The following is a 24,704-nucleotide window of genomic DNA, read 5'->3' on the forward strand; positions in this document are numbered from 1 at the left end:
CTGCCCTTTGGGCTTGTTGTGTTGAATTTACTGCTCAGGCGGTCTTGCGCTGCCCGGCGGCCAGCTGCGCGACGATCTCCTCCTCGACCTCGCGCACTTTGTCCTTGCCGAAGAAGATCTCGTTGCCGACATAGAACGTCGGCGAGCCGAACGAGCCACGCGCGACCGCATCGCTGGTGTTGTCGATCAGTTTCTTCTTGACGTCATCCTGCTGGGCGCGGGCGATGAGACGATCGATGTCGAGACCCGAAGACAGGAAAGCTGCGCGGAACACCTGCGGGTCGTCCATCTTCTTGGGTTCGACCCACATGTGGTTGTAGGCCGCGCGGAAATAGGGCTCGAACACGCCTTCGAACTGCGCGGCCACCGCACCGCGCATCAAGGCCAGCGTGTTCACCGGAAAGAACGGGTTCATGGCGAACTTCGTGACGTTGTGGCGGCGCAGGAAACGCTCGGTCTCGAGCGCGTTGTATTCGGGCTTGTTCTTGATGCCGCGCAGCGACTCGCCGGGCGACATGTTGCCGGTGGCCTTGTAGACGCCGCCGAGCAGCACCGGGATGTAGTCGAACTTGACGCCGGTGCGCTTCTCGATCCCGGGCAGCGCAAGTTCGGCGAGATAGGCGTTGGGGCTTCCGAAATCGAAATGGAATTCGACCTTGAGCGGAGCAGCCATGGAACGCCCTTCCCTTCGATGGGCGGCCATCGCCTGTTGCCGCCCGGTTGATCGTGGCCCGGACCATAAGTTCTATTTTAGAACTGTCAATATGATATTTGTCATCCAATGACCGAGTGGCAGCCACCACGTAGGCATCCTATTGAAATGACGTAAGTTCTGTTTTAGAATTTTATGTGCGATGCCGTCGCAGATCGCAGGAGACGCCGATGAAATGGGATACCCTCGAGGAGGAGCCGTGCTCGCTGGCCCGCACCGTCGCTGTGATCGGCGACCGCTGGAGCCTGTTGATCCTGCGCGAATGCTTCCTGCGCATCCGACGGTTCGATGACTTCCAGGGATCGCTCGGGATCACCCGGCATCTGCTCGCCGACCGGCTGAAGAAGCTGGTGCGGTTCGGCGTGCTGCGCAAGATTCCCTATCAGGAGGCGCCGAAGCGCTACGAATACATCCTGACGCAGAAGGGCCTCGACCTCTATCCGATCATCATGTCGATCGTGCACTGGGGCAACATCCACATGGTCGACGCGCGCGGCCGGCCGTTGCTGCACGAACACAAGAGCTGCGGGAAGATGTTCGACCCTGTCATGGTCTGCTCGGAGTGCGGCGAGCCGCTGAGCGCGAAGGCGGTCCATGTGCATCCGGGCCCCGGCGCCCGGAAATCGTCGCCGGTGCACGCCAGCGCGCGGGAGCGCGCCAAGCGCGCCGCGGAATCGAGCTAGCTCATTCAGTGTGACGGCGCAGCCATCAACACGACATTGCCGCCGAGCAGGCAGCCGACAGCACGGCCACCGGCAAAGCCGATGCGGACGCGGATCTCCGACAGGCGCCCCATGGCCCGGCCCTGCAGGATGCGAATCTCCGCGTCGTTCGGCGCGACCAGGCCACTGTCGAGCAATCCGAACGCCAGCGCCGCGGCCGCAATGCCGGTTGCGGCATCCTCGCGATAGCCGGACGAGCGCGGGAATTGCCGCGCCTCGAACAGACGCGCCTTCTGGTCGATTACCGCGAAGGGATAGAGCCCGGTCGATCCGATCCGGCCGCAGACCGCTTCGACCTGCTCGGCCGCGGGATCCAACGCATTCAGCGCCTCCGGCGAGCGCATCGGGATCAGGGTCTTGATCCGCGACGTGACGGCATTGCAGGGCGTCGCCGTGCCGAGCGCATCCGGCCCGACCGCAAGCGCCCGCAGCACGTCATCGCGTTGTGCATCGGTGAGCGGAACGGTCTTCCCAGCCGGCTGGGTGATCTCGACACTCGGCTCGCCGCTATGATCCCGGCTGATGAAGCCGGTGACGGGACCGCTGCGCGTCGAGATCCGGACCGTATCGCCGGGCAGCTTGCCATGGCGCGCCAGCAGCCAGAGCGCGCCGATGGTGGCGTGACCGCACATCTCCATTTCGTGGTTCGGAACGAAGAAGCGGAAGGTGGCGTCGAAATCGCGGCTCTCGGCCGGCAACACGAAGCCGGACTCGTGACCGTGGCGGCGGGCGACGTCCTGCATTTCGGAGGCGCTCATGCCGCTTGCATCGACCACGATCGGACAGGGATTGCCGCCCTGCCCATCCACCGTGAACACGCTGACCATCTCGGCTGTCGTCATGATGTCGCCCGCTCGTCTCGCGTTGCTATTTGACCAACGTCGCACCGGTTTCCGGATGCTGCAACCAGCCGAGCAGCGCCGCGTGGAAGCGCGCCGGCGCCTGGATCTGCGGGGAATGGCCGAGGTCGGGGAATTCGATCAGCTGCGCATGCGGAATCCGCTTGGCGGCCGCCTTGCCCAGCACCGGATAGTTGCCGAGCGTCTTGCGGATCTCGGGTGGCGCGGTGTCCTTGGCGATCGCGGTGGTGTCCTTGTCGCCGACGAACAGCAGGGTCGGCGGCCTGATCTGCTCGAACTCGTAGAACACCGGCTGGGTTGCGATCATGTCGTAGAGCCGCGCCGAGCTCGACGCCACGGCGGCGCGGCCCTCGCCGCGATACATGCCGGCGAGCATCTGCACCCAGGTCTCGTAGGACGCATCCCAGGTGTCGGCATAGTAAGTGGCGCGCTCATAGGCGCGGATGCTGTCGGCGGTGACGCGGGCCTCGCGCTGCATCCAGCCATCGAGGCTGAGCCACGGCACGCCCTTGGCCTTCCAGTCCTCGAGTCCGATCGGATCGACCAGCACCAGATGGTCGGTGGCCTCCGGATACATCAGCGCGTAGCGCATCGCGAGCATGCCGCCGGTCGAATGGCCGACCATGATCGAATGTTCGATGCCGAGCGAAGCCAGCAGCGCGCGGCTGTTGCCGGCGAGCTGCTGGAAGGTGAATTGATAGCGTTCCGGCTTGGAGGATTTGCAGAATCCGATCTGATCCAGCGCGATCACGCGATAGCCGGCGCCGCTGAGCGCCTTGATGGTGCCGTCCCAGGTCGCGGCGCAGAAATTCTTGCCGTGCAGCAGCACCGCGGTCTGCCCGTTCGGCGTCGCCGGCTTGACGTCGAGATAGGCCATGTCGAGCTCCTGCCCCTGCGAGCTGAAGCGATAGTGCTCGACCGGATAGGGATAGTCGAAACCCTGCAATTCCGGCCCATAGGCCGGCTCGGCGGCCGATTGCGCCCATGCGCTGGACGAACCGAGCGCGATTGTCGCTGCGACGGCAAGGTGAAGCAGGGTTTTCAGGTGCATCTCGGCAAATCCGGAACTCAGGGACGACTTCGTGATGCCGTAGCCGAACGGCTCGGCGTCATCCAGCGCCAACAGATGATTTGTTCGTGATCCGATGGTGAAATTACGCCGGATCGAACGCTCGGATCGGCGGCAGATTGCCGTTGAAACGCTCCACCTCGACAGTCGTCAGCTGGCCGGTGCAGCCCTGCGCGAAGGATGAGGTGCCGATATCACGTGTCAGCACGTTGGGATTGCCGTGCACGCAGAGCGGCGCCTCCTCCTCGGGGTCCATCGGATCGTACCAGGCGCCGGTCGGCAGTTGCACCACGCCTGATGCGATGCCGTCGGTGACATGCACCGCGGCAAGGCAGGCGCCGCGCGCGTTGAAGATGCGGATGATGTCGCCGTCGCCGATGCCGCGCGCCGCAGCGTCGCGCGGATTCATGCGCGCCACCTCGCGGCCGCGGTGCTTGGCATCGAGCGAATGGCCGCCGAAATCGAGCTGGCTGTGCAGACGCGTCACCGGCTGGTTGGCGACCAGGAAGCACGGCGTATCCGGCTTTGGCGTATCGGTCTTTTCGAGCCAGACCGGATGGCCCGGACAATCCGCATCGCCATGATCGGCGATCTTCTGCGAGAAGATCTCGATGCGGCCGCTTCGGGTCGGCAACGGTCGCGCGAGCGGGTCTTCGCGGAAGCGGCGCAGCGAGCCGCCGTCGTCGAGATGCTGCGGCACCACCAGGCTGCCGCGCGCCCAGAACTCCTCGAAGCTGGGCGACTCGAGCCCGCGCGCGGCGAGCGCCTTGCGGGTCGGCTCGTAGAGATGTTGCAGCCACTCTCGCGAGGTGCGGCCTTCGGTGAAGGGCTCGCGGGCCCCCAGCCGCTCGGCAAGATCGGCGAAGATGTCGTAGTCGTCGCGGGCGAGGCCGAACGGCTCGGCGATCCGGTGCATGGCGACCATCAGGGGATCGTTGCTGGAATAGCCGATGTCCTCGCGTTCAAGCGTCATGGTCGCGGGCAGCACGATGTCGGCGTGGCGCGCGGTCGCGGTCCAGGCAAGCTCGTGCACGACAAGCGTATCGAGCCGCGCGAATGCCTTGCGCAGGCGGTTGAGGTCCTGGTGGTGGTGGAACGGATTGCCGCCGGCCCAATAGACCAGGCGGATATCCGGATAGGTCCGCGTCTCGCCATTGTAGCGATAGGTGGTGCCCGGATTGAGCAGCATGTCGGCGATGCGCGCCACCGGAATGAAGTCGGCGATGCCGTTGCGGCCCTGCCCGAGCGTCGGCCCGGGCACCGCGTTGACGCGCCGCCCGTAATAGCCGATCGCGCCGAGCGAATAGGCATAGCCGCCGCCGGGCAGGCCGATCTGGCCGAGCGCTGCCGCCAGCACCATGCCCATCCACACCGGCTGCTCGCCATGCTCGGCGCGCTGCAGCGAATGCGACACGGTGATCAGCGCGCGCCGGCCGGGAAGCCGGCGCGCCAGCGTCCTGATCGCCTCAGCGTCGATGCCGCAGATCGCGGCGGCCCATTCGGCGCTCTTCGGCACACCGTCGCTCTCGCCCGTGAGATAGCGCAAAAACACCGGCCAGCCCTCGGTGTAGCGATCGAGGAAAGCCTGATCGTGCAGGCCTTCGCTGACCAGCGTATGGACGATGCCGAGCATCAGTGCGGTGTCGGTGCCGGGGGTGGCCGTCAGCCATTCGGCGCCGGCCTCGACCGGCAGATCCTCGCGCAGCGGGCTGACCAGGATGAACTGGCAGCCGCGCCGCTGCGCGGCTGCCATCGCGCCGCGCTCGACATGCTTGCTGATCGAGCCGCCGGCGACCATCGAGTTCTTCAGCGCCATGCCGCCGAACGCCAGCACGATGTCGGTTTCGGCCGCGATCTGCTCCCAGGTGACGTTGCGCTTGGTGATGTCCTCGTAGCCGGTCAGAATCTGCGGCAGCAGCACCGAGGACGCGCCCGAGGAATAGGAGTTCACCGAGCGGACATAGCCGCCCATGGCGATGTTGAGGAAGCGATGCACCTGGCTCTGCGCGTGGTGGAAGCGGCCGGCGCTGGACCAGCCATAGGAGCCGCCGAACACCGCGCCCGGGCCGAGCGTGTCGCGAACCCGCGCGAGCTCGCCGCCGAGCAGATCGATCGCCTGCTCCCAGCTCACCGAGACGAACTCGTCGCGGCCGCGGCGCTCGTCGGGACCGGGCCCGCGCTCGAGCCAGCCGCGGCGGATCGCGGGCTTACCAATGCGCGCCTGGTGGCGCAGCGCGCCGGGGAAGTTGTTGACGATGCCGCTCGGATCGGGATCGCCGCCATAGGGCCGGACTTCGAGACCCTGCTTGCCGAGCCGCGCCGAGAACACGCCCCAATGCGAGGTATGCGGCTTGAAACCATCGGACAGATCGAGGTCGGGATCGGGGAAGCCAATGGTCTCGCTCATCTCGTCTCCTTGATCCGCAGGCCGGAGGTCAGGCCGTGCCCGGGTCGCAACATTCCGGCCAGTATAGTGATCCAGTCGGCACGCGGTACCCGCCGGCGGGTTATCGCCCCGTGCCGTGGCGGCATGACTGCGGGCGACCGCGGCGGAACTGTCCGCCGCGGGGCGCGCAGGCAAAATATCGAAAACAACCCCATGCACAGTAAGCGGCCGGCTGCCGGCGCTCGACAAGGCAACTTGACACGTCGGGCAACTCAGCGATACATTTCCAATATTCCGAAATCGTGCAAGCGCCTCCCTCGCCCGCAATAAGCGGCGCGACGATTGCGCTTGCGACCGCCCCCTCCCCACAATCGACATCGCACCGGCAGCCGCAGCGAGCGATCGCCTGCGCGCGTGCCGCGCACCCCCTAGGGATCGTCGACATGACACCTGAACTTGAAGCCACCACGCCGACCACGGTCGCCGCAACCGATCCGAGCCACGCCGCCGCGACACCGCGGATAAAACTCACGCGACGCGGATACGCGATCGACCATCCCGACCGCAAGCTCGGCGAAGCGCTGATGGCGAACGCGTTGGGCGTCGCCGATCGCGACGCGATGGACGGCATCCTGCGGCAATTGGTCAAGGCCAGCGTGAGCGGCGGCAGGCCCTGCGAGGTCAACCTCGCCTTCATGATCTCGATGGTGAAGAGCCTCAAGCCGCGGGATTCCGTCGAGGCCATGCTGGTGGCGCAGATGGTGTCGGTGCATGTGATGGCGATGCGCTGCGCCCATCACCTCGCGCATGCCGACGACCTCGCCCAGCACGACAGCGCCGCGCGGGCGCTCGGCCGGCTCACCCGCACCTTCCCCGCCCAGATCGACGCGCTGAATCGTTATCGCAGCCAGCGCGAGCCCGCCATCACCGTGCAGAACGTGAAGGTGGAGGACGGCGGCAACGCCATCGTCGGCACCATCACCCAGCACGCGAGCGTGATCGTCTCCGACCAGACCCCGGCCGCCGCGGCGCGAGCACTGAGGCCCGCGAGCGCCGGGCGACGGCACGATGCCGCCGATGCCGGGCAAAACGCAGAGGCATGAGCGATCACATCAGAACCACCGGGGCGATGCGGGCGAGCCCGCGCTGCGGCGCCAGGACCCGCTCGGGCGGCGCGTGCCGCGCGCCGGCGGTGCACGGCAAGGCGCGCTGCCGCATGCACGGCGGCGCCGAGGGATCCGGCGCGCCAAGGGCAAACCGGAACGCGCGCAAGCACGGGCTGTTCACCAGGGATGCGATCGAAGAGCGGAGGCGGATTCGGGAGGTGTTGGGGGAGGTGCGGAAGATGTTAGAGGGGATGAAGTGATGATTGTCTCGGTGAAGCTGAACGCACTTTGCGCACAGGAGATAGGTCATCCGAGCGTGATCCTCCCACACGTGTTTGGCCAAAACCACTATCGAGATTGATCGCTGCAGAGAGGGACGGTCATTCGAATCGATAGTCCAAAAGAGAGGAGCCACAACTTTGACTGAACATAGTATCTCTGGTAGAGTTTTCCGATTCCCCAACTCTATTGGTAGACAGAGGTGCCGTCCGATGAAGCGGCTGAATGTCGTTGATTTCTATGAGATCGGGGCGGCGCTAGTTCGCCTCGGGAACGTTGTTAATTCGGGCCAAAAGCTAAAGATCGTAGAAGCTTGGTGGCCGCTGCAAGCTGCGGCCGACGCATTGGATACGTTTGCCGAACAGGACGCTTTTCAATTGGCGAGGAACGAAGCAAGAGCGTTAAGTGCTGCCTCTCGTAAATTCATTGCGGAATACATCATGACGAAGGGCGCTGACGGGAGCGCAGTATTCAGGGATACAAACACGGAATTGGAGTCTTGGACCTTTTACTCCGTGCGAACTGCACTTGAGAGCTTTACGCATGTTTTCAAGGCTGAGTGCCGTGACAACGAGACGTACTTTATCGAAAGGAAAGCAATCTATGATACTGCCTCTCTTGTGAACCGCGCCTCCGATAAGATTCACGGGAACTACCGCGGCCAAATTTCCAAAGAAGCCATGCAGGAGATTGATGAGGCCGGACGATGTTTTGCGGTAGATAGCTACACCGCTTGCGGCTTCCATGCCTTGCGTGGCCTTGAGATCGTCATGGAGGACTATTACGAAGCGGTGGCAGGTAAGAAGCCAAAATTTCGTAGTTGGTATGACTATGTAAAGGGCTTCACGCGTCTGTCGAACACGCGCGGTAAACGAAAATCAAAATACCCATCTCCGAAAGTGGCGGCAATGATCGACAGGATTCGGGAGTTTGATCGTAACCCATTGATGCATCCGCGAGACACGTTGGATGAGCCGGGGGCCGATACGGTGTTTAATATTAGCATCGCGACAATGACCGAGATGGCGAAAGATATGCGCGAACTAAAGGAAAATCCGGAACAACCCTCGTTGCCGGGAATCCAAGCTACGGCAACTACGGCGTTCGCTCCCCTCCCACCGCCGCCCGTTGCAATAGCCGAAGCGAGTTAGATGGGAACAATACTTAACAAGGAGCACTCGCCAAATTATGGTGACGGACGGTGCACCAAATAGAGGATTTAAGTGGACACTGCCACCGCAGTTGCCGTTGCCTACGAGCGACGCAGACCACGTCGATAGTGCATCATCGATGGCGCCGATGCTGCGCAAATTCTGTCTGCTTACGGCAAACTGAACGGCGAGCACCTGAAATCGCGCGCAAAAAAATAGTTCTCGCTGCCCGCGCGCATCGCACTGTTGAACTCCGCCACGCTCTCTTCGGTAAACAGGCCATCCGGTGCGGAGTTGATGAACGCTAGTTGCGGCGTTAGCGGGAGGACGCCATGCCATGGCATATCGGGCACGATGAACTCCCCGGCCCGCGCTCTGATCACCCCCCACCTGGAAATGGTGTTGGTGAGGTAGTCAGCATAGCGGTACGTGCGGATCATTAGCGTCACACCGTTCATCTGGCGCGCCGGCATCTTACCGTTTGCCCGAGCGAACATGTACCCGTTGCTCTCCAGGTTCTCTTCCTGCTCGAGCGAAAGATTGCTACCAACAATCCCCTTTAGGTCGATTTCCTGCGATTCTAGGTCTCTGTAGCGAGCACGCCAGTACCAAAGCGAGTACATACGGTCGATTGTGGGCCTGGCTTCGGCTGACACACTTGTTGCCTTCGCCTCCAGGATAGGCCTTACGGCTTCTTGGAACGCGTCTTCAATTTGCTTCATGAATCCTCTTTCGACTCGCTGATCCCATGAACGATCGGCGCAAAAAATCGAGTTATCCGACTTCGCGCGGACCGATTTGTTGCGCTGCAGGAACTGCACAGACACGCGCCCATCTGTATCGACAAAACGTTCGATGCTCTTAGCTGGGAACACATGCTGATCGACCGTGAGCCGGTTTGGATTGCCTCGTCGGGTCTTTTCGCCTCGTGCCCGCTTCCGCCGTGGCTCACCGGGTACTTCTGGTTCGGACGCCATGGCCAGTGTTCCCGAAAAGCGGCTGCCGCAGTGTGTGATTCAATTGCGGTGAATTGCACTAAATCGCCAGTGCGAAGTTGAGCGCACCGTCACCGTAACTTAGCACTAGTACCAAATCAATTTGGCGGTGGACACACCGCAACCCATTTCACCTTGCAGGCCCAATCGTTGTAAGCTGCCCAACCTTGAGCAACTGCACCTAACCCGCCCATGATGGTGAAGGCTGCGACGAGGAAGGCGACAAATTTTGCCAGGACGAAAGGACAAGGGGACGTTTCGTCTCCACCGGCCTACCGCGCCAATACAATTCTCCAGTCGCTTCGTTGACGCCGAGATTTTCTATCTGCGCCCACGACATGACGCGCACGCCTTCCGGGTTTTGATTGTCGGTCATCCTTCGTTGTCCCACTAGGTTCTCACGCCATAGCGTCTGGCGATCTTGTTCAAAATAGAATTTTGTCATCGTTGGCTGCAGCCGCCGTCGTCACGCCCGCGGTGTCGAACTTGGCCTCAACGCTTTTGATAAATCGTAGAATAGCTGTGATGGAATCATAAACGAATCGCGCTTCGGCTTGATCTAGCAGATCGTTGTCGTGCGCGAGGGACTGGTTGTTGCGCACATGATTGAACTTATCGAACACACCGATCGCGTTCTTAATGATTTGCGAGGTAACGTCGCGCAGGTCCCGCTCCTGACCAAGCGCCTTCACATACTTACCGACCCGGCTGTGTAGAGGTTCCGCTCGATCCCAATTGACGCCGTGCACATCCAACAGGTGCCCAAACTTCTTCATGCAGTACGTGTGAAGTCTGTCGAGCGCAGCGGCGGGCCTATTGGCTCCAATGTCGCGCTCGATTGACGCCACAAGTTCCTCTAGTGTTTCGTCGCGGGCGAAGCGGTCGATCGCATCGGTACGAGGGATTTCATCGCCACTTTCCAACTTGTTGACTAAAGCGAAAAACCTCGTTTTCAACTGCCCTGTAGCGTCGGCCCTTTGATATGAAGGTATGCTCTCCCGATGCTCCCATAGCTGCCGCAGCACACGGCAGAGTGTGAATGCATCCTCGACCTCGATGAAGGCACGCATATGCTTGGCCTTTGAAGTGCCATTAAAGCCGTACTTCTCCTGGTAGATTGTGATCCCATGGTCGTCAAAGAATTCAGCAAAGGTTCGATCGGAAAAATTGAGTACGTAGCCGCTGCTCATGTCGAGCGCGTCTTCGAGAATTCTCTTTTCGGAATGCTTCAACTGAACCATCGTTGTCTCACTAGGTTAGCCGGCCCGTGGCTTGCTGCCGGTCGCTGCTCGAGCGCCGAGGCTTGAGACTGGGAGCTCATCGCGAAGTAGAAAGAGCTTGGGTTCACTTCAAGGTGGAGCACGATGCGCTAACGATGCCCCGCAATTTATCCCCGGAAAAGGTTCCTCAAATGGTCGATGCGTGTGTACGCGCTTGGTCGGCGGACCATCTGGAATTGCTTCCGCGTGTAAACTATTGGAATCGCCGTGACGCGTGCCACTAAAATAAAGCCCTCGCACCATTAAGTCACTGAGATAAAATACAAAAATCGATCGAGTTTCGCTCAATCGGCCTCGCCATTATTCATCCATCTCAGGGCATAGCCACGCTCGCATCGATCAGCAGCTTGGCCACCGCGAGCGTCGACCCATGCCGTAGATGCTTACAGTCAGCAACAGGGCGTCGCTGAGCTCGTCGGCGTCTATGGCAGCCGCAAGTTCGCACAGACGCTGGATTCAGCGTTGCGGGAAACGCGGGAACACCTACGAACGGCGTGACGCCGCACCTTGACGTTCGACCGGTCGAACCAATAGATGACAATCGTCATATAAATCTGGGCAGTCCCGCGTCCAGGCCATGCCGGTTCGCAAAGACCACAACAGGAGCACCATGCGTCGAATTGTCGTAACGGGCCTGGGCACGGTGTCCCCGCTGGGCTGTGGCACCGAACTGGTGTGGTCGAGGCTGCTGGCGGGGCGGTCCGGGCTCAGCGCATTGCCGGCGTGGGCGGCGGCGCTGCCGGCGCGGGTCGCAGGACAGGTCCCTGACAAGGCCTCCGATGCCGAGGGCGGGTTCGATCCTGATCTGGCGGCGCCGCGCAAGGACCAGAAGAAGATGGACCGCTTCATCCTGTTCGCGCTGCTGGCGGCGGCGGAGGCTACAGCTCAAGCGGGCTGGATGCCGACCGAGGCGCGGGCGCAGGAGCGCACCGCGACCGTGATCGCATCCGGGATCGGCGGGTTTCCGGCGATCGCGGACGCGGTGCGCACCGCGGAGACAAGCGGGCTGCGCCGGCTGTCGCCGTTCACCGTTCCGTCCTTCCTGGCCAATCTCGCGGCCGGGCACATCACGATCCGATACGGCTTCAAGGGTCCGATCGGCGCGCCGGTGACCGCTTGCGCCGCGAGCGTGCAGGCGATCGGCGATGGGGCGCGGCTGATCAGGTCGGGCGAAGCGGACGTTGCGATCTGCGGCGGCGCGGAGGCCTGCATCGATCCGGTCGCCCTCGGCGGCTTTGCGGCGGCGCGGGCGCTGTCGACCTCGTTCAACGACACGCCGGCGCGGGCGTCGCGGCCGTTCGACCGCGACCGCGACGGTTTCGTGATGGGCGAAGGCGCCGGCGTGCTCGTGATCGAGGAGCTCGACCACGCGCTTCGGCGCGGCGCCAAGCCGATCGCCGAGCTCGTCGGTTACGGCACCACGGCGGACGCCTATCACATCACCGCGGGTCCGGAAGACGGCGACGGCGCGCGGCGCGCGATGGAGGCGGCGTTGCGGCAGGCCGGGTTGCGGCCCGACCAGATCCAGCATCTCAACGCGCATTCGACCTCGACGCCGGTCGGCGATCTCTCCGAACTCGAAGCCATCAAACGGGTGTTCGGGCGCGAGGGACGGATTGCCGTCAGCGCGACCAAGTCGGCGACCGGACATCTGCTGGGAGCTGCCGGCGGCGTCGAGGCGATCTTCACGATCCTTTCGCTGCGCGACCAGGTCGCGCCGCCGACGCTCAACCTGGAGCACGCCGATCCGGCGGCGCAGGGCATCGACCTTGTCGCCAATTTCGCGCGGCCGATGGCCATTGAACACGCGATCTCGAACGGATTCGGATTTGGCGGCGTCAACGCCAGCCTGGTGTTTCGACGCTGGTCGTAAGCCGGCAGGCGGCTCACCCCTCCCCGACGGGGCCGAGACGAGCGAAGCTCGCTCTGAAGTCGATTTACGTCAGCAAATCGGGTGAGGGGCCGCAGGTCTCACGAGAGAGCGCAGCCCCTCACCCGGCGCTGCGCGCCGACCTCTCCGCAGGGGGAGGCGGAGCTTCGATGCAGCACAACGTCACCCCTTCGCCACGCTCGCATCGATCACGAGCTTCGCCACCGCAAGCGCCGACTGCGCCGGTCCCTCCTCCGACTGCTGGCCGGTGACGTAGATGCCTTCGATCAGCAGCAGCAGGGCGTCGCCGAGCACCGCGGGATGACGCGCGCCCATGCCGGCTGCGAGTTCGCGCAGGCGCTTGCGAAACAGCTTCTTGTGCGCTTCGGCGACCTGCCGCGCGGGATTGTCCCGCGCCGGATATTCCACGGTCGCGTTGCTGAGGCCGCAGCCGCGATAGCCCTTGCGCACGGCGCGCGTCGACAGCTCGCGGATATAGGCGAGCACGTGCTCGCGCGCATCCGAATAGGATTTTCCACCGGGCTTCTCGAACCTCTCCCAGAAGTCGAGCTCGTAGTCGCGCATATAGGCGGCGGCGAGATCGTCCTTGGACGCGAAGCTGCGATAGAGGCTCGGCTTGGTGACGCCGGCACGGTCCACCACCTCGTCGACGCCGACCGCGCGGATGCCCTCGCGATAGAACAGCTCGGCCGCGGAGGCGCGGATCCGGTCGGCGGCCCGCACCGGGCGTTCCGCCGGCGGTTCGACTGATTTCTTCATGGCAGCCATCCGGATCCTCCCAACGCGGCACGCTTGACAATGTTACTAACCGGTACGTATACATGCCGCATCGCAATACGTACCGGTAAGTAACATGCCAGAACCATCCATTCAAGCCGCCCCTACCTCGAGACGGCCGTTCGGCCAGAACTACGCCTTCGTCGTCGTCGCCGTGATCTTCCTTGCGCTGCTCGCCTCCGCCGGCCTGCGTTCAACGCCGGGCGTGCTGATGCTGCCGCTGCAGCACGCCTTCGGCTGGGACGTCGGCGTGATCTCTTCATCGGCCGCGGTCGGCATCTTCCTCTATGGCCTCGCGGGCCCGTTCGCCGCGGCCGTGATGCAGCGCTTCGGCATCCGCCGCACGGTGCTGGGCGCGCTCGTGCTGATGGCGGCCTCGACCGGCGCCAGCTATTTCATGACCGCGCCGTGGCAATTGTTCCTGAGCTGGGGACTGCTCTCCGGCATCGGCTCGGGCGCGGTCGCCAACGTGCTCGGCGCCACCATCGTCAATCGCTGGTTCACCACCAATCGCGGCCTCGTCATGGGGCTGCTGACGGCGTCGACCGCGACCGGCACGCTGATCTTCATGCCGGGCCTCGCGGCGCTGGTGGAATGGGGCGGCTGGAAGCCGGTGGTGCTGACGGTGGCCGCGTGCTGCGCGGCGCTGATCCCGCTGGTGTATTTTCTGGTGCCCGAGCGGCCCGCCTCGGTCGGCCTGCGCTCGTTCGGCAGCCAGCACGACGATCATGCGGCGCCGCCGGCGCAAGGCAATCCCTTCACCGCCGCGTTCTCAAACCTCGCACGCGCAGCGAAGACGCGGGCGTTCTGGTTCCTGTTCGCCACTTTCTTCATCTGCGGCTTCACCACCAATGGCCTGGTCGGCACCCATCTGATCGCATTCTGCGGCGACCATGGCATCGTCGAAGTGCAGGCCGCGAGCCTGCTCGCCTTGATGGGGTTCTTCGACCTGTTCGGCACCACGCTGTCGGGCTGGCTCACCGACCGCTTCGATCCGCGCAAATTGCTGTTCCTGTATTATGGGCTGCGCGGCCTGTCGCTGATCTATCTGCCCTACTCGGATTTCTCGCTGGTGAGCCTGTCGGTGTTCGCGGTGTTCTATGGTCTCGACTGGATCGCGACCGTGCCGCCGACGGTGCGGATCGCCAACGAGGCGTTCGGCGACAAGAACGCACCGCTGGTGTTCGGCTGGGTGGTGGCAGGCCATCAGCTCGGCGCCGCCTGCGCCGCGTTCTTCGCCGGCTTCGTGCGCTCGGCCCAGGGCGATTACCTGCAGGCTTTCATGATCGCAGGCTTGACCGGCATCTTAGCTGCCGTGCTGTCACTGATGATCACGAAGCGGCCGGCGCAACCGGTCCTGGTCGCCGCATGAGCACGCACTGACCTTCGTTGTATCGACGAATCGAGAAGCATCCCGGTTTTCCGGCGGACGCACAGGTCGCCCACTGCGAGTGGGTGCCCCACGTCCGCCGGTTGCTTTCGAGGCAATGCAGATATCAAGTGGCACGCAACCGGCAGAGCGGCCAAGGACCACCCGCTTCTGCCCGGCTATTGCTCGAATTGCTCCCTGACACCGTTGCGCAATCGAGGGCGATCTGCCAGTTTTGCAACCTTTCATGGACGGGCGATCCATATCGCGGGGCATCCGACATGTCGGGTAGCATGAGGGCCAAGATCTGAAGCTCAGGATTTGAGGCTCAAGACCTGACGCAATTCCACCCGCTTGTTGCAACTGCTTTTGGAACCCCGGATCGGACACGGAGCGCGTGAAGCAGTCGGATGCCCGAAACAGGTAAACCTCAAAAATCCAGTTCCACCGCCTTGCAGCTCGCCTTCGGACAGGCCGTCGCGCTGCATCAGCGCGGGCAGTTGGCGGCAGCGGAGAAGATCTATGAAGACATTCTTAGGCAGCAGCCAAACGACTTCGATGCGCTGCATCTGCTGGGCCTGGTTTCCGCCCAGACCGGCCGCAGCCAGCGCGGCGTCGACCTGATCCGGCGAGCGATCAATCTCAACGGCAACGTCGCGGACGCGCACAACAACCTCGGCAATGCGCTGCGCGATTTGCGTCGCCTCGACGAAGCGCTCGCGAGCTTCGACAGGGCGACCGCGCTCAAGCCAAACCTTGCGCCGGCACTCTACAATCGCGGGCTTACGCTCGCGGAGCTTGGACGCCACGAGGAGGCCATCGCGAGCTACGATCGCGTGATCGCGCTGGTGCCCGACCATGCAGATGCCCATCGAAACAGGGGCGCCGCGCTGAGAAAGCTGGAGCGACTCGAGGAGGCCCTCGCGAGCCTGGACCGGGCGGTCGCGCTCAAGCCCGACGATGCCGGCGCGCACAACGATCGCGGCAACGTGCTCAATGACCTCGAAAGGTTCGACGATGCGCTCGCGAGCTACGACCGGGCGCCGGGAATTGCCGGCGCTTGCTACAACCGCGGCAACGTGCTGATCAAGCTGGATCGTCTCGAAGAGGCAATCGCAAGTTACGATCAGGCGATCGCACTGCGGCCCGACTATGCCGAGGCCTACAACAACCGCGGCATGGCGCTGTTCAAGCTCAGGCATCATGAGGCGGCGCTCGCCAGCATCGACAAGGCGATCCAGTACAAGGGCGACGATGCGGCTGCCTACGCCAACCGCGGCGGGGTTCTATCCATTCTCGCGCGCTACGACGAGGCCCTCGCCGCCTATGACAAGGCCGTCGCGCTCAAGCCGGACCAGGCCAACATCGAAGGCGATCGCCTGCACGCCAAATTCCACATTTGCGACTGGGCCGACTTCGACGCCGCGTGCGACCACTTCATCGAGTCGATCAGGAACCGGAACGCGGTCGCGCCGCCATTCCTGTTGTTTGGCATTCCTTCATCGGCCGCCGACCAACTGCTCTGCGCCACGCGATGGATCGCGAGGAATCACCCGCCGTCTGAAAGTCCGCGCTGGCGCGGCGAGCGTTACCATCACGATCGCATTCGGATCGGCTATTTCTCGTCGGACTTCTGCAACCACGCGACATCGAATCTGATGGCAGGAATGTTCGAGTGCCACGACCGGTCGAAATTCGAGACGGTGGCAATCTCATGGTCGCCCAACAACGACCCGGAGATGCGTCGACGGCTGGAAGCGTCGTTCGATCGATTTGTCGAGGTCCAGGACATGAGCGACGATGAGGTCGCTGACCTGATCAGACGATTGGAAATCGACATCCTGGTCGATTTGAAAGGCTTTACCGGAGGATCCCGCACCAGAGTGCTTGGCCGCCGGCCCGCCCCCGTCCAGGTCAATTATCTGGGTTACCCGGGAACTCGGTGCCCCGTTCATCGACTACATCATCGCCGATCGTACGGTGATTCCGGATCATCATCGCGAGTTCTACAGCGAAAAGGTAGTCGCTCTGCCGGGCAGCTATCAGGCCAACGACGACAAGCGCGTCATTGCCGATCGCGTGTTCACGCGCGGCGAGGTGGGATTGGCGCCGACGGGCTTCGTGTTCTGTTGCTTTAACAACAACTACAAGATCACGCCTGACATGTTCGATCGGTGGATGAGGATTCTCGGCCGCGTCCCGGGCAGCATGTTGTGGCTCCTCGAAGGCAACGCCCGTGCTGCCGCGAATCTGCGCAAGGAGGCGGTCGCGCGCGGCGTCGCTGCGGAGCGCCTCGTGTTCGCACCGCGGGTGTCGATGCCCGACCATCTCGCACGCCATCGCCTCGCCGGCCTGTTCCTCGACAACATTCCCTGCAACGCCCATACGACCGCGAGCGATGCGCTATGGGCCGGCCTGCCGGTGCTGACGATTCTCGGCGACACCTTTGCCGGCCGGGTCGCGGGAAGCTTGCTCCATGCGATCGGCCTGCCCGAGCTTGTTGCGGAATCGCCGGAGGCTTACGAGCGCATGGCGATCGATCTTGCGACCCATCCGGAAAAGCTCGCAGCGCTCAAGGCCAGGCTGGCGGCCAACCGGCTCATGGCACCGTTGTTCGATACCAAACGTTTCACCCGGCACATCGAGGCCGCGTACACCGCGATGCATGAGCGCCACCGGGCGGGCATTGCGCCGGACCATATCGTCGTCCCGGCGTGATCGTTGCTGCGTCGCCGGCTTTTCGCCGAGTCAACACTGTCCGACCCAATCCTCAATAGGCAGGATCACGGCCGCGGTTTCGATCCGGCCGGGTCTTCCGGGACCGGAGGCGAGCCCGGCGAGACGTCGGGCCTTCCCTGCAGCAACGCTTTCGTCCTCTGCTTTTGCTGCTCATAATTGACCCGCTCTTCAAAACGCTCGGAGCGACGGCCAAGGAGTAGCGAATTGGTGCGGCCGTTTCCTCGCGGATAGAATGCGTCCGTCGAGGCGAGACAGCTGACCTCGGGTGGATCAAGCCGCAGATTTTTGAAGTCGTCCTCGCGGCTCCTCGCATCGATGACGCAAAGCGTATAGGCCGCGCGCCACTGAGAGTTCAGCTCATAGCCGCCGACGACGTCCTTCAGCAATTCATCGACCTTTTGCTTTTCACTCTTTTGCGTGACCCGAGCCTTCGGAAAGGCCATGCTGACCTTGACCTTATGGATGTCCAGGCGGGAGCCAGCGAGATTCGTCGTGGCATTCACCAGGCGGAATTCCTTTGGAACCGGCGCAAGCGTTATGGCCCCGCCAACTTTTCCATCGAATGTCGTGGTGAAGGTCAGTTCGTCGGTGAAGGTGTCCAGTGCGCCGTCCTGAACCGCTATCTTCAAGAACGACGTCACGGCGCGCGCCAATCCGATCGTGCCGGTGATCGGATACACAGGGCGGACGGGTTGAGGTTGGAATGGCGGACGGTCTGCCGGGGTGTTTGGAAAATGTTCGATGGAGCGGTCAACGTCGTTGCAAAAATTCCACCAGTCCTGTGTCAGAAGGGTGCTGAACTTGTCCTGATTCTTGAAAGTGCGCTTGGCCTGTCTGGTCGCGTTGGCATTGCCGCCGGCGGTGAGATCGAAGGCGCCGACCGGGTTGAGCGTAGGCAGCCGGAAGCCGACACCGGCGTCGGCATGATTGGTTTCCGTGATGTCGAAGCTCCATTCATAGGCAATCGCAATATCCATATAATCATCCCAATGGCTCTCCTTGACTTTGGGGAAGCGCTTCTTCATCCGCGCCAGATTAGCCGCGTTGCCAATGGTGTTCGGGTCAAATCCCGTGACCGGCGGGTCCTCGTCGGCGAACCAGACTTCGACCTGGTGAACGAGGCCAAGCCTCAACTCGCAACGGGCGGCTGCCACGATCGCTTCCGTCGGGATCGGGGATACATCATCCACCAGCGGATGGATCGAGCAGCCTGTCAGCGCCATTGCGGCGAGAACCGTGCAGATGCGACCCACACGGCTTGATGGCCTGCGCGCAGCGGCTCGTTTCAATGGCCATGGATCGAAGCTGCGACACCGTCCCAATTGACGGATCGACTCGACAATAACTGTACGCATGACGTCCCCCACTTCTCGTTCGGCCAGCCAGCCGAGCGAAGCACACAGTTCTCGAGGTCTTACCCCGTTGCTGAGCTAGGGCCGCGCAAGCCTGCATCGTGGATCGTAAGGCCACGCAACATCGAGGCCCACGACGCACCATTCGAGCTCATAGCTTTGGTCATTCGAAACAATCACGTAGAAAATCGGTCGCTCGGCGTCACTCGGCGCCATGATCGTCCCTTTACAGAAGCGCCGCGGCCAGCGGTCCTGGGGCCAGGACTGCCAACCGGCCTCACGCGCGCGAACGAGGACAGGCGCAACGCCCGAGGCTCGGTATCTGCCAGGGAATTCAGCAATGATCTGATCGATCACCACAGGATCATCGCAACGGGGCGCGCGATACGGCGCCGACACCCGATGACCCTTGGCTACTCCATCAGCGGACCAACCGGTCAGCGCGCACAACGCGCTCACGACCACGGAGCTCAGCGTCCTGGCCCACGCACCTCGCACCGCAAGTTTCCATCCTCTCGCAGCCAACGGCAGAGCGATGGTCGGCAATGTAAAAGGGATGGATCCTATCCGCCCAACGGCCACCAACCTGGCCGGAACAGATATCAAACGATGTCGAACAGTCGCCAGACCTCGACGCATAGCCCCCATGTTCGCCCCCGCAGAACAATGGTATCAAGCTGCAGCATGCAGCCACAGGTTGTCAAGCCCCCCTCACTGGCGCTTTGAAGCGCAGGAGCTACGACGACAGTGCCCCCATCTCATTCTCAAGCGGGTCCGCGCGTGACTGTCACCTCGTGCTGGATACCCGCCTGACCAGCGCGCATCGGCTGCTGACCGATCGGCTCTGGGACGAGCGCAGCATCTCGAGCATCGCGTTCGAAGCCGGATTCGGAGACTTGCCCTGCTTCAACCGCACCTTCCGTCGCCGTTACGGCGCAACGCCTTCGGAAATTCGCGCGGCGGCGCGGCGTTGAAAAGCTGTACCACAGCGCAGAAAATCCTGAACTGCACCTTCGTTCCATTCCATCATCACCTCAACAACATGCAGTTGAGTACGCGCGCCCGCTCAGTTTCCACGCCCTCAGCCAGAGATGATGTGAAGATGTGGATGCCAGGGGCCATTAGTGACCGACGGAGCGCCGGTTCATTTCCTCCAAGGGCTCGCGCAGGGCATCGAACTGCGTGCCGAAACCTTTCAAGTCTCCGGCCTTCAATCGTTCCAGCGCCTGATTGTAGCGATCGAGCGCCTGCTGCGCCGGGCTCGCCGTCCCGCCCGCAGGGGACATCGATTCCGTTGCGTTTGAAGCCGTCGGCACCGCACCTGGCTCCGCGAACAACGCAGCCAGGGCATCAGCCAGCGTCTCCTTCATCACGACATGCTCACCGTAGGCTGCGATCACGCGTTTCAGCTCCGGCAGGTGTCCGAGCTCGGCGCGCAAATAGAGCGGCGAGACATAAAGGATCGAGTTCTCGATCGGGATCACCAGCAGGTTCGCACCGCGTATCACCCGCGAGCCCATCTGATTCCACAGCGTGAGTTGTTGCGAGATCTCGGTATTCTGGTTGATCCGCGCCTCGATCTGAAACGGCCCGTAGACAAGCTTGTCCTTTGGGAATTCGTAGACGATCAGTTTGCCGTAGTCGGGGGCGTCGCAACGCGCAGCGAGCCACGCGATCATATTGTCGCGACGGCTCGGCACCATGGGAAGCATCAGGAAGAACTCGGCCTGCGGCTCGCCGGGCAGCCGCATGATGATGTAATAGGGGGTCATCACCGAGGTGCCATCGCCGCCCGGCTGTCGCGGAAACTGCCAGAAGTCCTCTCGGTTATAGAAAGTTTCGGCCTGTTCCATGTGATAGGTTTGATAGAGCCGCGCCTGAATCAGGAACAGATCTTCCGGATAGCGAATGTGCTTCTGCAAATCTGCCGGCATGGCCGTGAACGGCTTGAACAGGCTCGGAAAGATACGCTGGTAGGTCGCTGCAATGGGGTCGCGTGAATCGATCAGATAAAAATCGACGGTGCCGTTGTAGGCATCGACGACGATCTTCACCGAATTCCTGATGTAGTTGAGATCGAGCTCCGGCACGGGCTGCGCGGAGGGGAAATAGGAGCTCGTGGTGTAGGCGTCCTGCATCCAGAACATCCGCCCGTTGCTGATGACCAGATAGGGATCATGATCGAGCCTGAGGAATGGAGCGATCGTGCGCACCCGTTCCGTGATATTGCGCCGGATCATGATCCGGCTGTCGGCCGTGATGTAGCTTGAGAGGACCAGATTCGCGTCATTGAAGTAGTAGGCGAACAGCGTTCTCCAACCCAATGCTCCGATCGGAACACCGCCACTGCCGTCATAGGCGGAATAGACATTGTCTTTCCCCTTCGGATAATCGAACTCCGGGATGCTGGCCTTGACGATGACGTAGTCATCGCTCTCTTCGCCGAAGTAGATGCGCGGTTCCTCGATCTCGGGACCGCCGTCCGCAACGGGCGGAATATCGCGCAAATAGAAGAACGGCAGTCCTTCCGGGCTCTTGCGGGTGACCGGGCTCATCACCGCGCCGTTGCCGTGCGTAAACAGCACGTGGCGGTTGACCCACGTCTGGGCGTTTGCCGGCAGCAGGGAGGCCCGCAGTTCGCGGGCCGAGAGCATCACGCTCTGGTAGGAGCCGTCGAGCCAATAGCGATCGACGTCAAGATCCTGGAATTTGTAGTAGGTGCGGATCTCCTGCAGTTGCGCGTAGGTATTCGACAGCGGCAGCCAGTCCCAGAGCCGTATATTGTCGATGGTGGCCTTGTTCGCTTGCAGCGTCTTGAAGGTAAGCCGCTGTTCGGCGGCAAACGGCTTGGCTGCGATCCGGTCGAGATTGTAGGCCTGCCTGGTGAGCGCGATGTTGCGTTCAATGTACGGCTTCTCCAGCTGCAACTCCGTCGGTTTGACCACGAAGTGCCGGAACAACGAAGGGACGAGGCTCGACAGCACGACAGAGCCGGCGCCGACGAGGATGAACCCGGCGGCAAGCAGCCGGTAGGTGCGGGCGCGCAAATTTGCCCATGCGATGAACGCCGCGATAATCGAAAGCCCGATCATCAGCCACAGAGCCGGCAGCCCCAGATGGACATCGGTGTAGCTTGCCCCGACCACGACACCATTGTCGCCGTAGAGCAGCAGATAGCGGTCGAGCCCATAGGACCAGGCCTTCACCGCGAACAGAATGCCAACCAGCGCCGAGCCATGTGTGATGACCGTTGGCGAGATTGATCGGTTGTGAACATCGTACTCGATGTCGCCGCGCACCCAGTAGATCGCTCCGGCAAACAACGCGCTCAGGACGATTGCGAGCAGCATCCAGTTCTTGATCGCGAGATAGGCCGGTAGCGCAAAGAGATAGAAGCCGATATCCCTGTTGTAGAGCGGATCCTCCGCGCCATAGGGCACGTGGTAGAGAAACTGCAGGAAGATGCCCCAGTTGCCGGCTTCGCTTGCGGCAACCAACACCGCGAGCAAACCCGCACCGAGCGCGATAAACCACGGCCGTGTTAGTCGATCGCGCAGCATCACGGACAGATCGGGCGGCGACATAACACCCGCCACCTTCCACGGCGCGGCTAGCTTCTGTGGCGGCGGCTGCAGGGCAAACCGCGCCGCCAGCACTCCGTTCAGCCAGAGGGCGACGGTGGTCGCCGCCAAGACGCAGAGAAAGAGGATTGCCTTGGCGCCGATCGCCGTCAGGAAAACCTGCAGGTAGCCGATCGAGGAAAACCAGAGCCAATCGACCAGGAACTCGCTCGCGAACGAGAGCAGGATCAGGGCAATCGTGATGACGATGGCCGCAACGATCAGCCTCACCACGCCACTTTGCCGTGGTACCTTCCGGCCGGGTCCGGTAATCCCGATCGTCATGGCTTGATCATAGCGGAAATGAGGGACGCCCGCCGCTTGATTCACGGGCCGAACTGCTCGCCAGGGCGGGCGACGCGGATGCTCAAAGCTCCGTGGCCGGGACCGCGAATTGGCACAAGCGCCAAACTCGGCTGATGCAGGCCGGCGCGATCAATCAGCTATCGAGCAGGGGGACGCTTGCGACCGGAGTCACGTCGGTACAATGTCGTGGAAAAGCGAACATTTGGCGCTCCCTAGGGGAATCGAACCCCTGTTTCAGCCTTGAGAGAGCCGGAAATTTTTTATCCTGAAGTCTGCATTTGTTCGCCACAATCTAGTTTTATCAATTGCTTAAGCACAGGTCGTTCGCCTTCGTTCGCCCCCGTGCGCCGGTGCTTATTCGATAGATATTCGACGACTCCAAGATCGAATCCCATGGCAAAAACACTCACTGAGACCCAAATCACGACCGCCAGAGCGCGCTCTAAGCTGGGGCTTGGCGTGCATTGGCGCCGCGTCGATGCCGAGGCTCACCTTGGCTATCGCAAAGGCAAGCGCAGCGGAATTTGGTTCGTGCGCTGGCGCAATCACTATGACGGAGCCAACTACAAGCAGGCAGCGGTTGGAACCGCCAATGACGTCAACGACAAGGTGATGGAAGGAAAGTTGACTTTCGAACAAGCCGTTACCCAGGCGCGAGACCTCGTCAGCCGGTACAGAACAGAAGCGGCTGCGCAAGCTGCGGGACCGGCACCCACCGTGCGAACGGCTGTAGAGACCTACATCAGGGAGCGTAATGCCCGGGACAGTCGTAGGGCTGGTCGCGAAATTCGATCCGATGCGGGTCACCGCTTGCGGCGCTATGTTCTTGGTCAAGGAGAGCGTGGTAGCCAGGGAGCCGTGGAGGCGGCCTCCCTCGTCGCAGTCGCTTTGCACGCACTGCAAGTTGCCGACCTCTTGATCTGGCGCGAGAACCTTCCTGTAGAGTTGAAGGCCACGACAAAGCAGCGCCTCATAAACGACCTGAAGGCTGCGCTGAACGCGGCTTGGCCTCGCCTATCGGCTGAACAGAAGAAGCTGAACCCAGCATTCCCTTCAATCATAAAAGACGGGTTCAAAGCTGAACGCATCGACGATGATGATGAAGTATCCGTCGCGCGAGACAACCAGATCCTAACAGATGCGCAGGTCAGCAACCTGCTTCGAGCCGCACACGAGATCGACGGCGAGCAGGGGTTCGAAGGCGACTTGTATCGCCTCGTCGTGTGCTTGGCAGCAACCGGTGCGCGATTTGCGCAAGCAAGACGGATGCGCGTCGGCGATGTTCAAGTAAAAGAGCATCGCTTGATGGTGCCAGGTTCCTACAAAGGCCGTGGCGGCAACGGCGGGTCCGTCCCGTTTCCAGTGGGCGACGACATCATTGAGGCATTGTCGCAGGGAATTTTGGACCGCCCCAAAGAGGCAACATTATTTGAGCGATGGAGCTATGACCAGGAAGCCGGCACCATGGTTTGGAGAAGGTCAAAACGTGGTCCGTGGAAAACGGCAGAACTCACTCGCCCGTGGCGTTCTATCCGCGAGCGCGCAAAGCTACCAGAAGCTATTCCCTACGCGTTGCGACATTCCAGCATCGTCCGCGGCTTGCGAAACCGACTACCTATTCAGCACGTTGCTAAACTGCACAATACTTCCGTGAAAATGATCGAGCGGCACTACGCTAAATACATTTCTACAGCCTTGGAAGATCTCGCTCGCGCGGCAGTTGTGCCACTGGTTCCGCAGCTCCCGTGAAGAAAAGCATGGCTGCGACAACGGCCCTTCGGCGCTGCGGATGAGACATCGGCAGCACTCTTGTGACATCGAACCGCGTGCTGACCGCGCCGATGAGACGAGAGAGTTTTTCGGAGGGGATTGAGGTATATGATGACATGCTGCGTCCTCGGTAATCAGGACGCGATTCTTCGGCATACCGCCTCGCGGGGAGATCGCAGATCCCCGAGCCTCGAATAGAAGCCCTGACATCCGAGCTGTCAACTCGCGATCGTTTGAGCCTCCCCGAAATTATCGACTACTCGATTGAAGCAAAGTCGATCGCACGAGAGCCTCATCGCGGGGCCGGAACTTGGCGGCGA

The 24,704-nt window shown here is 62.1% G+C and carries 20 protein-coding genes; 10 read left to right on the forward strand and 10 right to left on the reverse strand.

The genetic code is table 11. From position 1 onward, the window contains the following. Window positions 1–34: 34 nt before the first annotated feature. Entirely contained in the window at window positions 35–673 is a 639-nt protein-coding gene (locus tag CO675_RS15595) for a 2-hydroxychromene-2-carboxylate isomerase (protein WP_097672797.1), read from the reverse strand. Between the two features lie 209 nt (window positions 674–882). Between CO675_RS15595 and CO675_RS15600 the strand changes: the two genes are divergently transcribed. After that, a complete protein-coding gene (locus CO675_RS15600) occupies window positions 883–1,395 on the forward strand; it encodes a winged helix-turn-helix transcriptional regulator (RefSeq protein ID WP_097672798.1) in 513 nt (170 codons plus the stop codon). Window positions 1,396–1,400: 5 nt separating this feature from the next. On the opposite strand, the gene CO675_RS15605 is transcribed toward CO675_RS15600, so the two are convergent. The 3 genes from CO675_RS15605 to CO675_RS15615 all read right to left on the reverse strand — a co-directional run bounded on the left by CO675_RS15605 (window position 1,401) and on the right by CO675_RS15615 (window position 5,770). Further along, the gene (locus CO675_RS15605) at window positions 1,401–2,276 is read right to left on the reverse strand and encodes a PhzF family phenazine biosynthesis protein (RefSeq protein WP_097672799.1); all 876 of its coding nucleotides are present in this window, start codon (window positions 2,274–2,276) and stop codon (window positions 1,401–1,403) included. A 25-nt stretch (window positions 2,277–2,301) separates the two neighbouring features. After that, window positions 2,302–3,345 carry an alpha/beta fold hydrolase gene (locus CO675_RS15610; RefSeq protein WP_097672992.1) on the reverse strand — a complete coding sequence of 348 codons (1,044 nt, stop codon included), beginning with the start codon at window positions 3,343–3,345 and terminating at the stop codon, window positions 2,302–2,304. 103 nt (window positions 3,346–3,448) lie between these two features. Next, entirely contained in the window at window positions 3,449–5,770 is a 2,322-nt protein-coding gene (locus CO675_RS15615) for a molybdopterin guanine dinucleotide-containing S/N-oxide reductase (protein ID WP_097672800.1), read from the reverse strand. Window positions 5,771–6,192: 422 nt separating this feature from the next. On the opposite strand from CO675_RS15615, the gene CO675_RS15620 reads away from it, so the two are divergent. From CO675_RS15620 to CO675_RS15630, 3 genes are all read left to right on the forward strand, one after another. Then, on the forward strand, window positions 6,193–6,852 hold the full coding sequence (locus CO675_RS15620; protein ID WP_097672801.1) for a hypothetical protein: 660 nt from the start codon (window positions 6,193–6,195) through the stop codon (window positions 6,850–6,852). Between the two features lie 26 nt (window positions 6,853–6,878). After that, entirely contained in the window at window positions 6,879–7,115 is a 237-nt protein-coding gene (locus CO675_RS41740) for an HGGxSTG domain-containing protein (RefSeq protein WP_283808109.1), read from the forward strand. A 231-nt stretch (window positions 7,116–7,346) separates the two neighbouring features. Beyond that, a complete protein-coding gene (locus tag CO675_RS15630; RefSeq protein ID WP_097672803.1) occupies window positions 7,347–8,285 on the forward strand; it encodes a hypothetical protein in 939 nt (312 codons plus the stop codon). A gap of 170 nt (window positions 8,286–8,455) precedes the next feature. Here CO675_RS15630 and CO675_RS15635 read toward each other — a convergent pair whose 3' ends face one another. From CO675_RS15635 to CO675_RS15640, 3 genes are all read right to left on the reverse strand, one after another. Then, complete coding sequence (locus tag CO675_RS15635; protein WP_143279017.1) at window positions 8,456–9,262, reverse strand: hypothetical protein; 807 nt, start codon at window positions 9,260–9,262, stop codon at window positions 8,456–8,458. Between the two features lie 199 nt (window positions 9,263–9,461). Further along, on the reverse strand, window positions 9,462–9,725 hold the full coding sequence (locus CO675_RS39950; protein ID WP_143279018.1) for a hypothetical protein: 264 nt from the start codon (window positions 9,723–9,725) through the stop codon (window positions 9,462–9,464). Further along, complete coding sequence (locus CO675_RS15640; RefSeq protein WP_097672805.1) at window positions 9,706–10,521, reverse strand: abortive infection family protein; 816 nt, start codon at window positions 10,519–10,521, stop codon at window positions 9,706–9,708. Before CO675_RS15640 ends, CO675_RS39950 begins: the two co-directional genes overlap by 20 nt. A 649-nt stretch (window positions 10,522–11,170) precedes the next feature. On the opposite strand from CO675_RS15640, the gene fabF reads away from it, so the two are divergent. Then, the gene (fabF, locus tag CO675_RS15645) at window positions 11,171–12,433 is read left to right on the forward strand and encodes a beta-ketoacyl-ACP synthase II (RefSeq protein ID WP_097672993.1); all 1,263 of its coding nucleotides are present in this window, start codon (window positions 11,171–11,173) and stop codon (window positions 12,431–12,433) included. A gap of 180 nt (window positions 12,434–12,613) precedes the next feature. Here fabF and CO675_RS15650 read toward each other — a convergent pair whose 3' ends face one another. Beyond that, a complete protein-coding gene (locus CO675_RS15650; protein ID WP_097672994.1) occupies window positions 12,614–13,210 on the reverse strand; it encodes a TetR/AcrR family transcriptional regulator in 597 nt (198 codons plus the stop codon). A gap of 94 nt (window positions 13,211–13,304) precedes the next feature. Between CO675_RS15650 and CO675_RS15655 the strand changes: the two genes are divergently transcribed. The 3 genes from CO675_RS15655 to CO675_RS15665 all read left to right on the forward strand — a co-directional run bounded on the left by CO675_RS15655 (window position 13,305) and on the right by CO675_RS15665 (window position 17,315). Further along, entirely contained in the window at window positions 13,305–14,600 is a 1,296-nt protein-coding gene (locus CO675_RS15655; RefSeq protein ID WP_097672806.1) for an MFS transporter, read from the forward strand. Between the two features lie 407 nt (window positions 14,601–15,007). Beyond that, on the forward strand, window positions 15,008–16,735 hold the full coding sequence (locus CO675_RS15660) for a tetratricopeptide repeat protein (protein ID WP_097672807.1): 1,728 nt from the start codon (window positions 15,008–15,010) through the stop codon (window positions 16,733–16,735). After that, window positions 16,719–17,315 (forward strand): O-linked N-acetylglucosamine transferase family protein, encoded by a 597-nt coding sequence (locus CO675_RS15665; RefSeq protein ID WP_158231254.1) that lies wholly within the window; start codon window positions 16,719–16,721, stop codon window positions 17,313–17,315. The genes CO675_RS15660 and CO675_RS15665 overlap by 17 nt, the downstream gene beginning before the upstream one ends. A 65-nt stretch (window positions 17,316–17,380) precedes the next feature. On the opposite strand, the gene CO675_RS15670 is transcribed toward CO675_RS15665, so the two are convergent. Further along, a complete protein-coding gene (locus CO675_RS15670) occupies window positions 17,381–18,691 on the reverse strand; it encodes a Y4kA family protein (RefSeq protein WP_143279019.1) in 1,311 nt (436 codons plus the stop codon). Between the two features lie 791 nt (window positions 18,692–19,482). On the opposite strand from CO675_RS15670, the gene CO675_RS15675 reads away from it, so the two are divergent. Beyond that, on the forward strand, window positions 19,483–19,662 hold the full coding sequence (locus tag CO675_RS15675; protein ID WP_097672810.1) for a helix-turn-helix domain-containing protein: 180 nt from the start codon (window positions 19,483–19,485) through the stop codon (window positions 19,660–19,662). Between the two features lie 147 nt (window positions 19,663–19,809). Here the strand turns inward: CO675_RS15675 and CO675_RS15680 are convergent, their stop codons facing one another. Beyond that, window positions 19,810–22,593, reverse strand: coding sequence for a UPF0182 family membrane protein (locus tag CO675_RS15680; RefSeq protein WP_097672811.1), 2,784 nt, complete (start codon window positions 22,591–22,593; stop codon window positions 19,810–19,812). 414 nt (window positions 22,594–23,007) lie between these two features. On the opposite strand from CO675_RS15680, the gene CO675_RS15685 reads away from it, so the two are divergent. Then, complete coding sequence (locus tag CO675_RS15685; RefSeq protein WP_097672812.1) at window positions 23,008–24,363, forward strand: tyrosine-type recombinase/integrase; 1,356 nt, start codon at window positions 23,008–23,010, stop codon at window positions 24,361–24,363. The last annotated feature ends 341 nt before the right edge of the window (window positions 24,364–24,704 follow it).

Origin of the sequence: Bradyrhizobium sp. C9, assembly GCF_002532045.1 — a bacterium.
Lineage (GTDB): Bacteria > Pseudomonadota > Alphaproteobacteria > Rhizobiales > Xanthobacteraceae > Bradyrhizobium.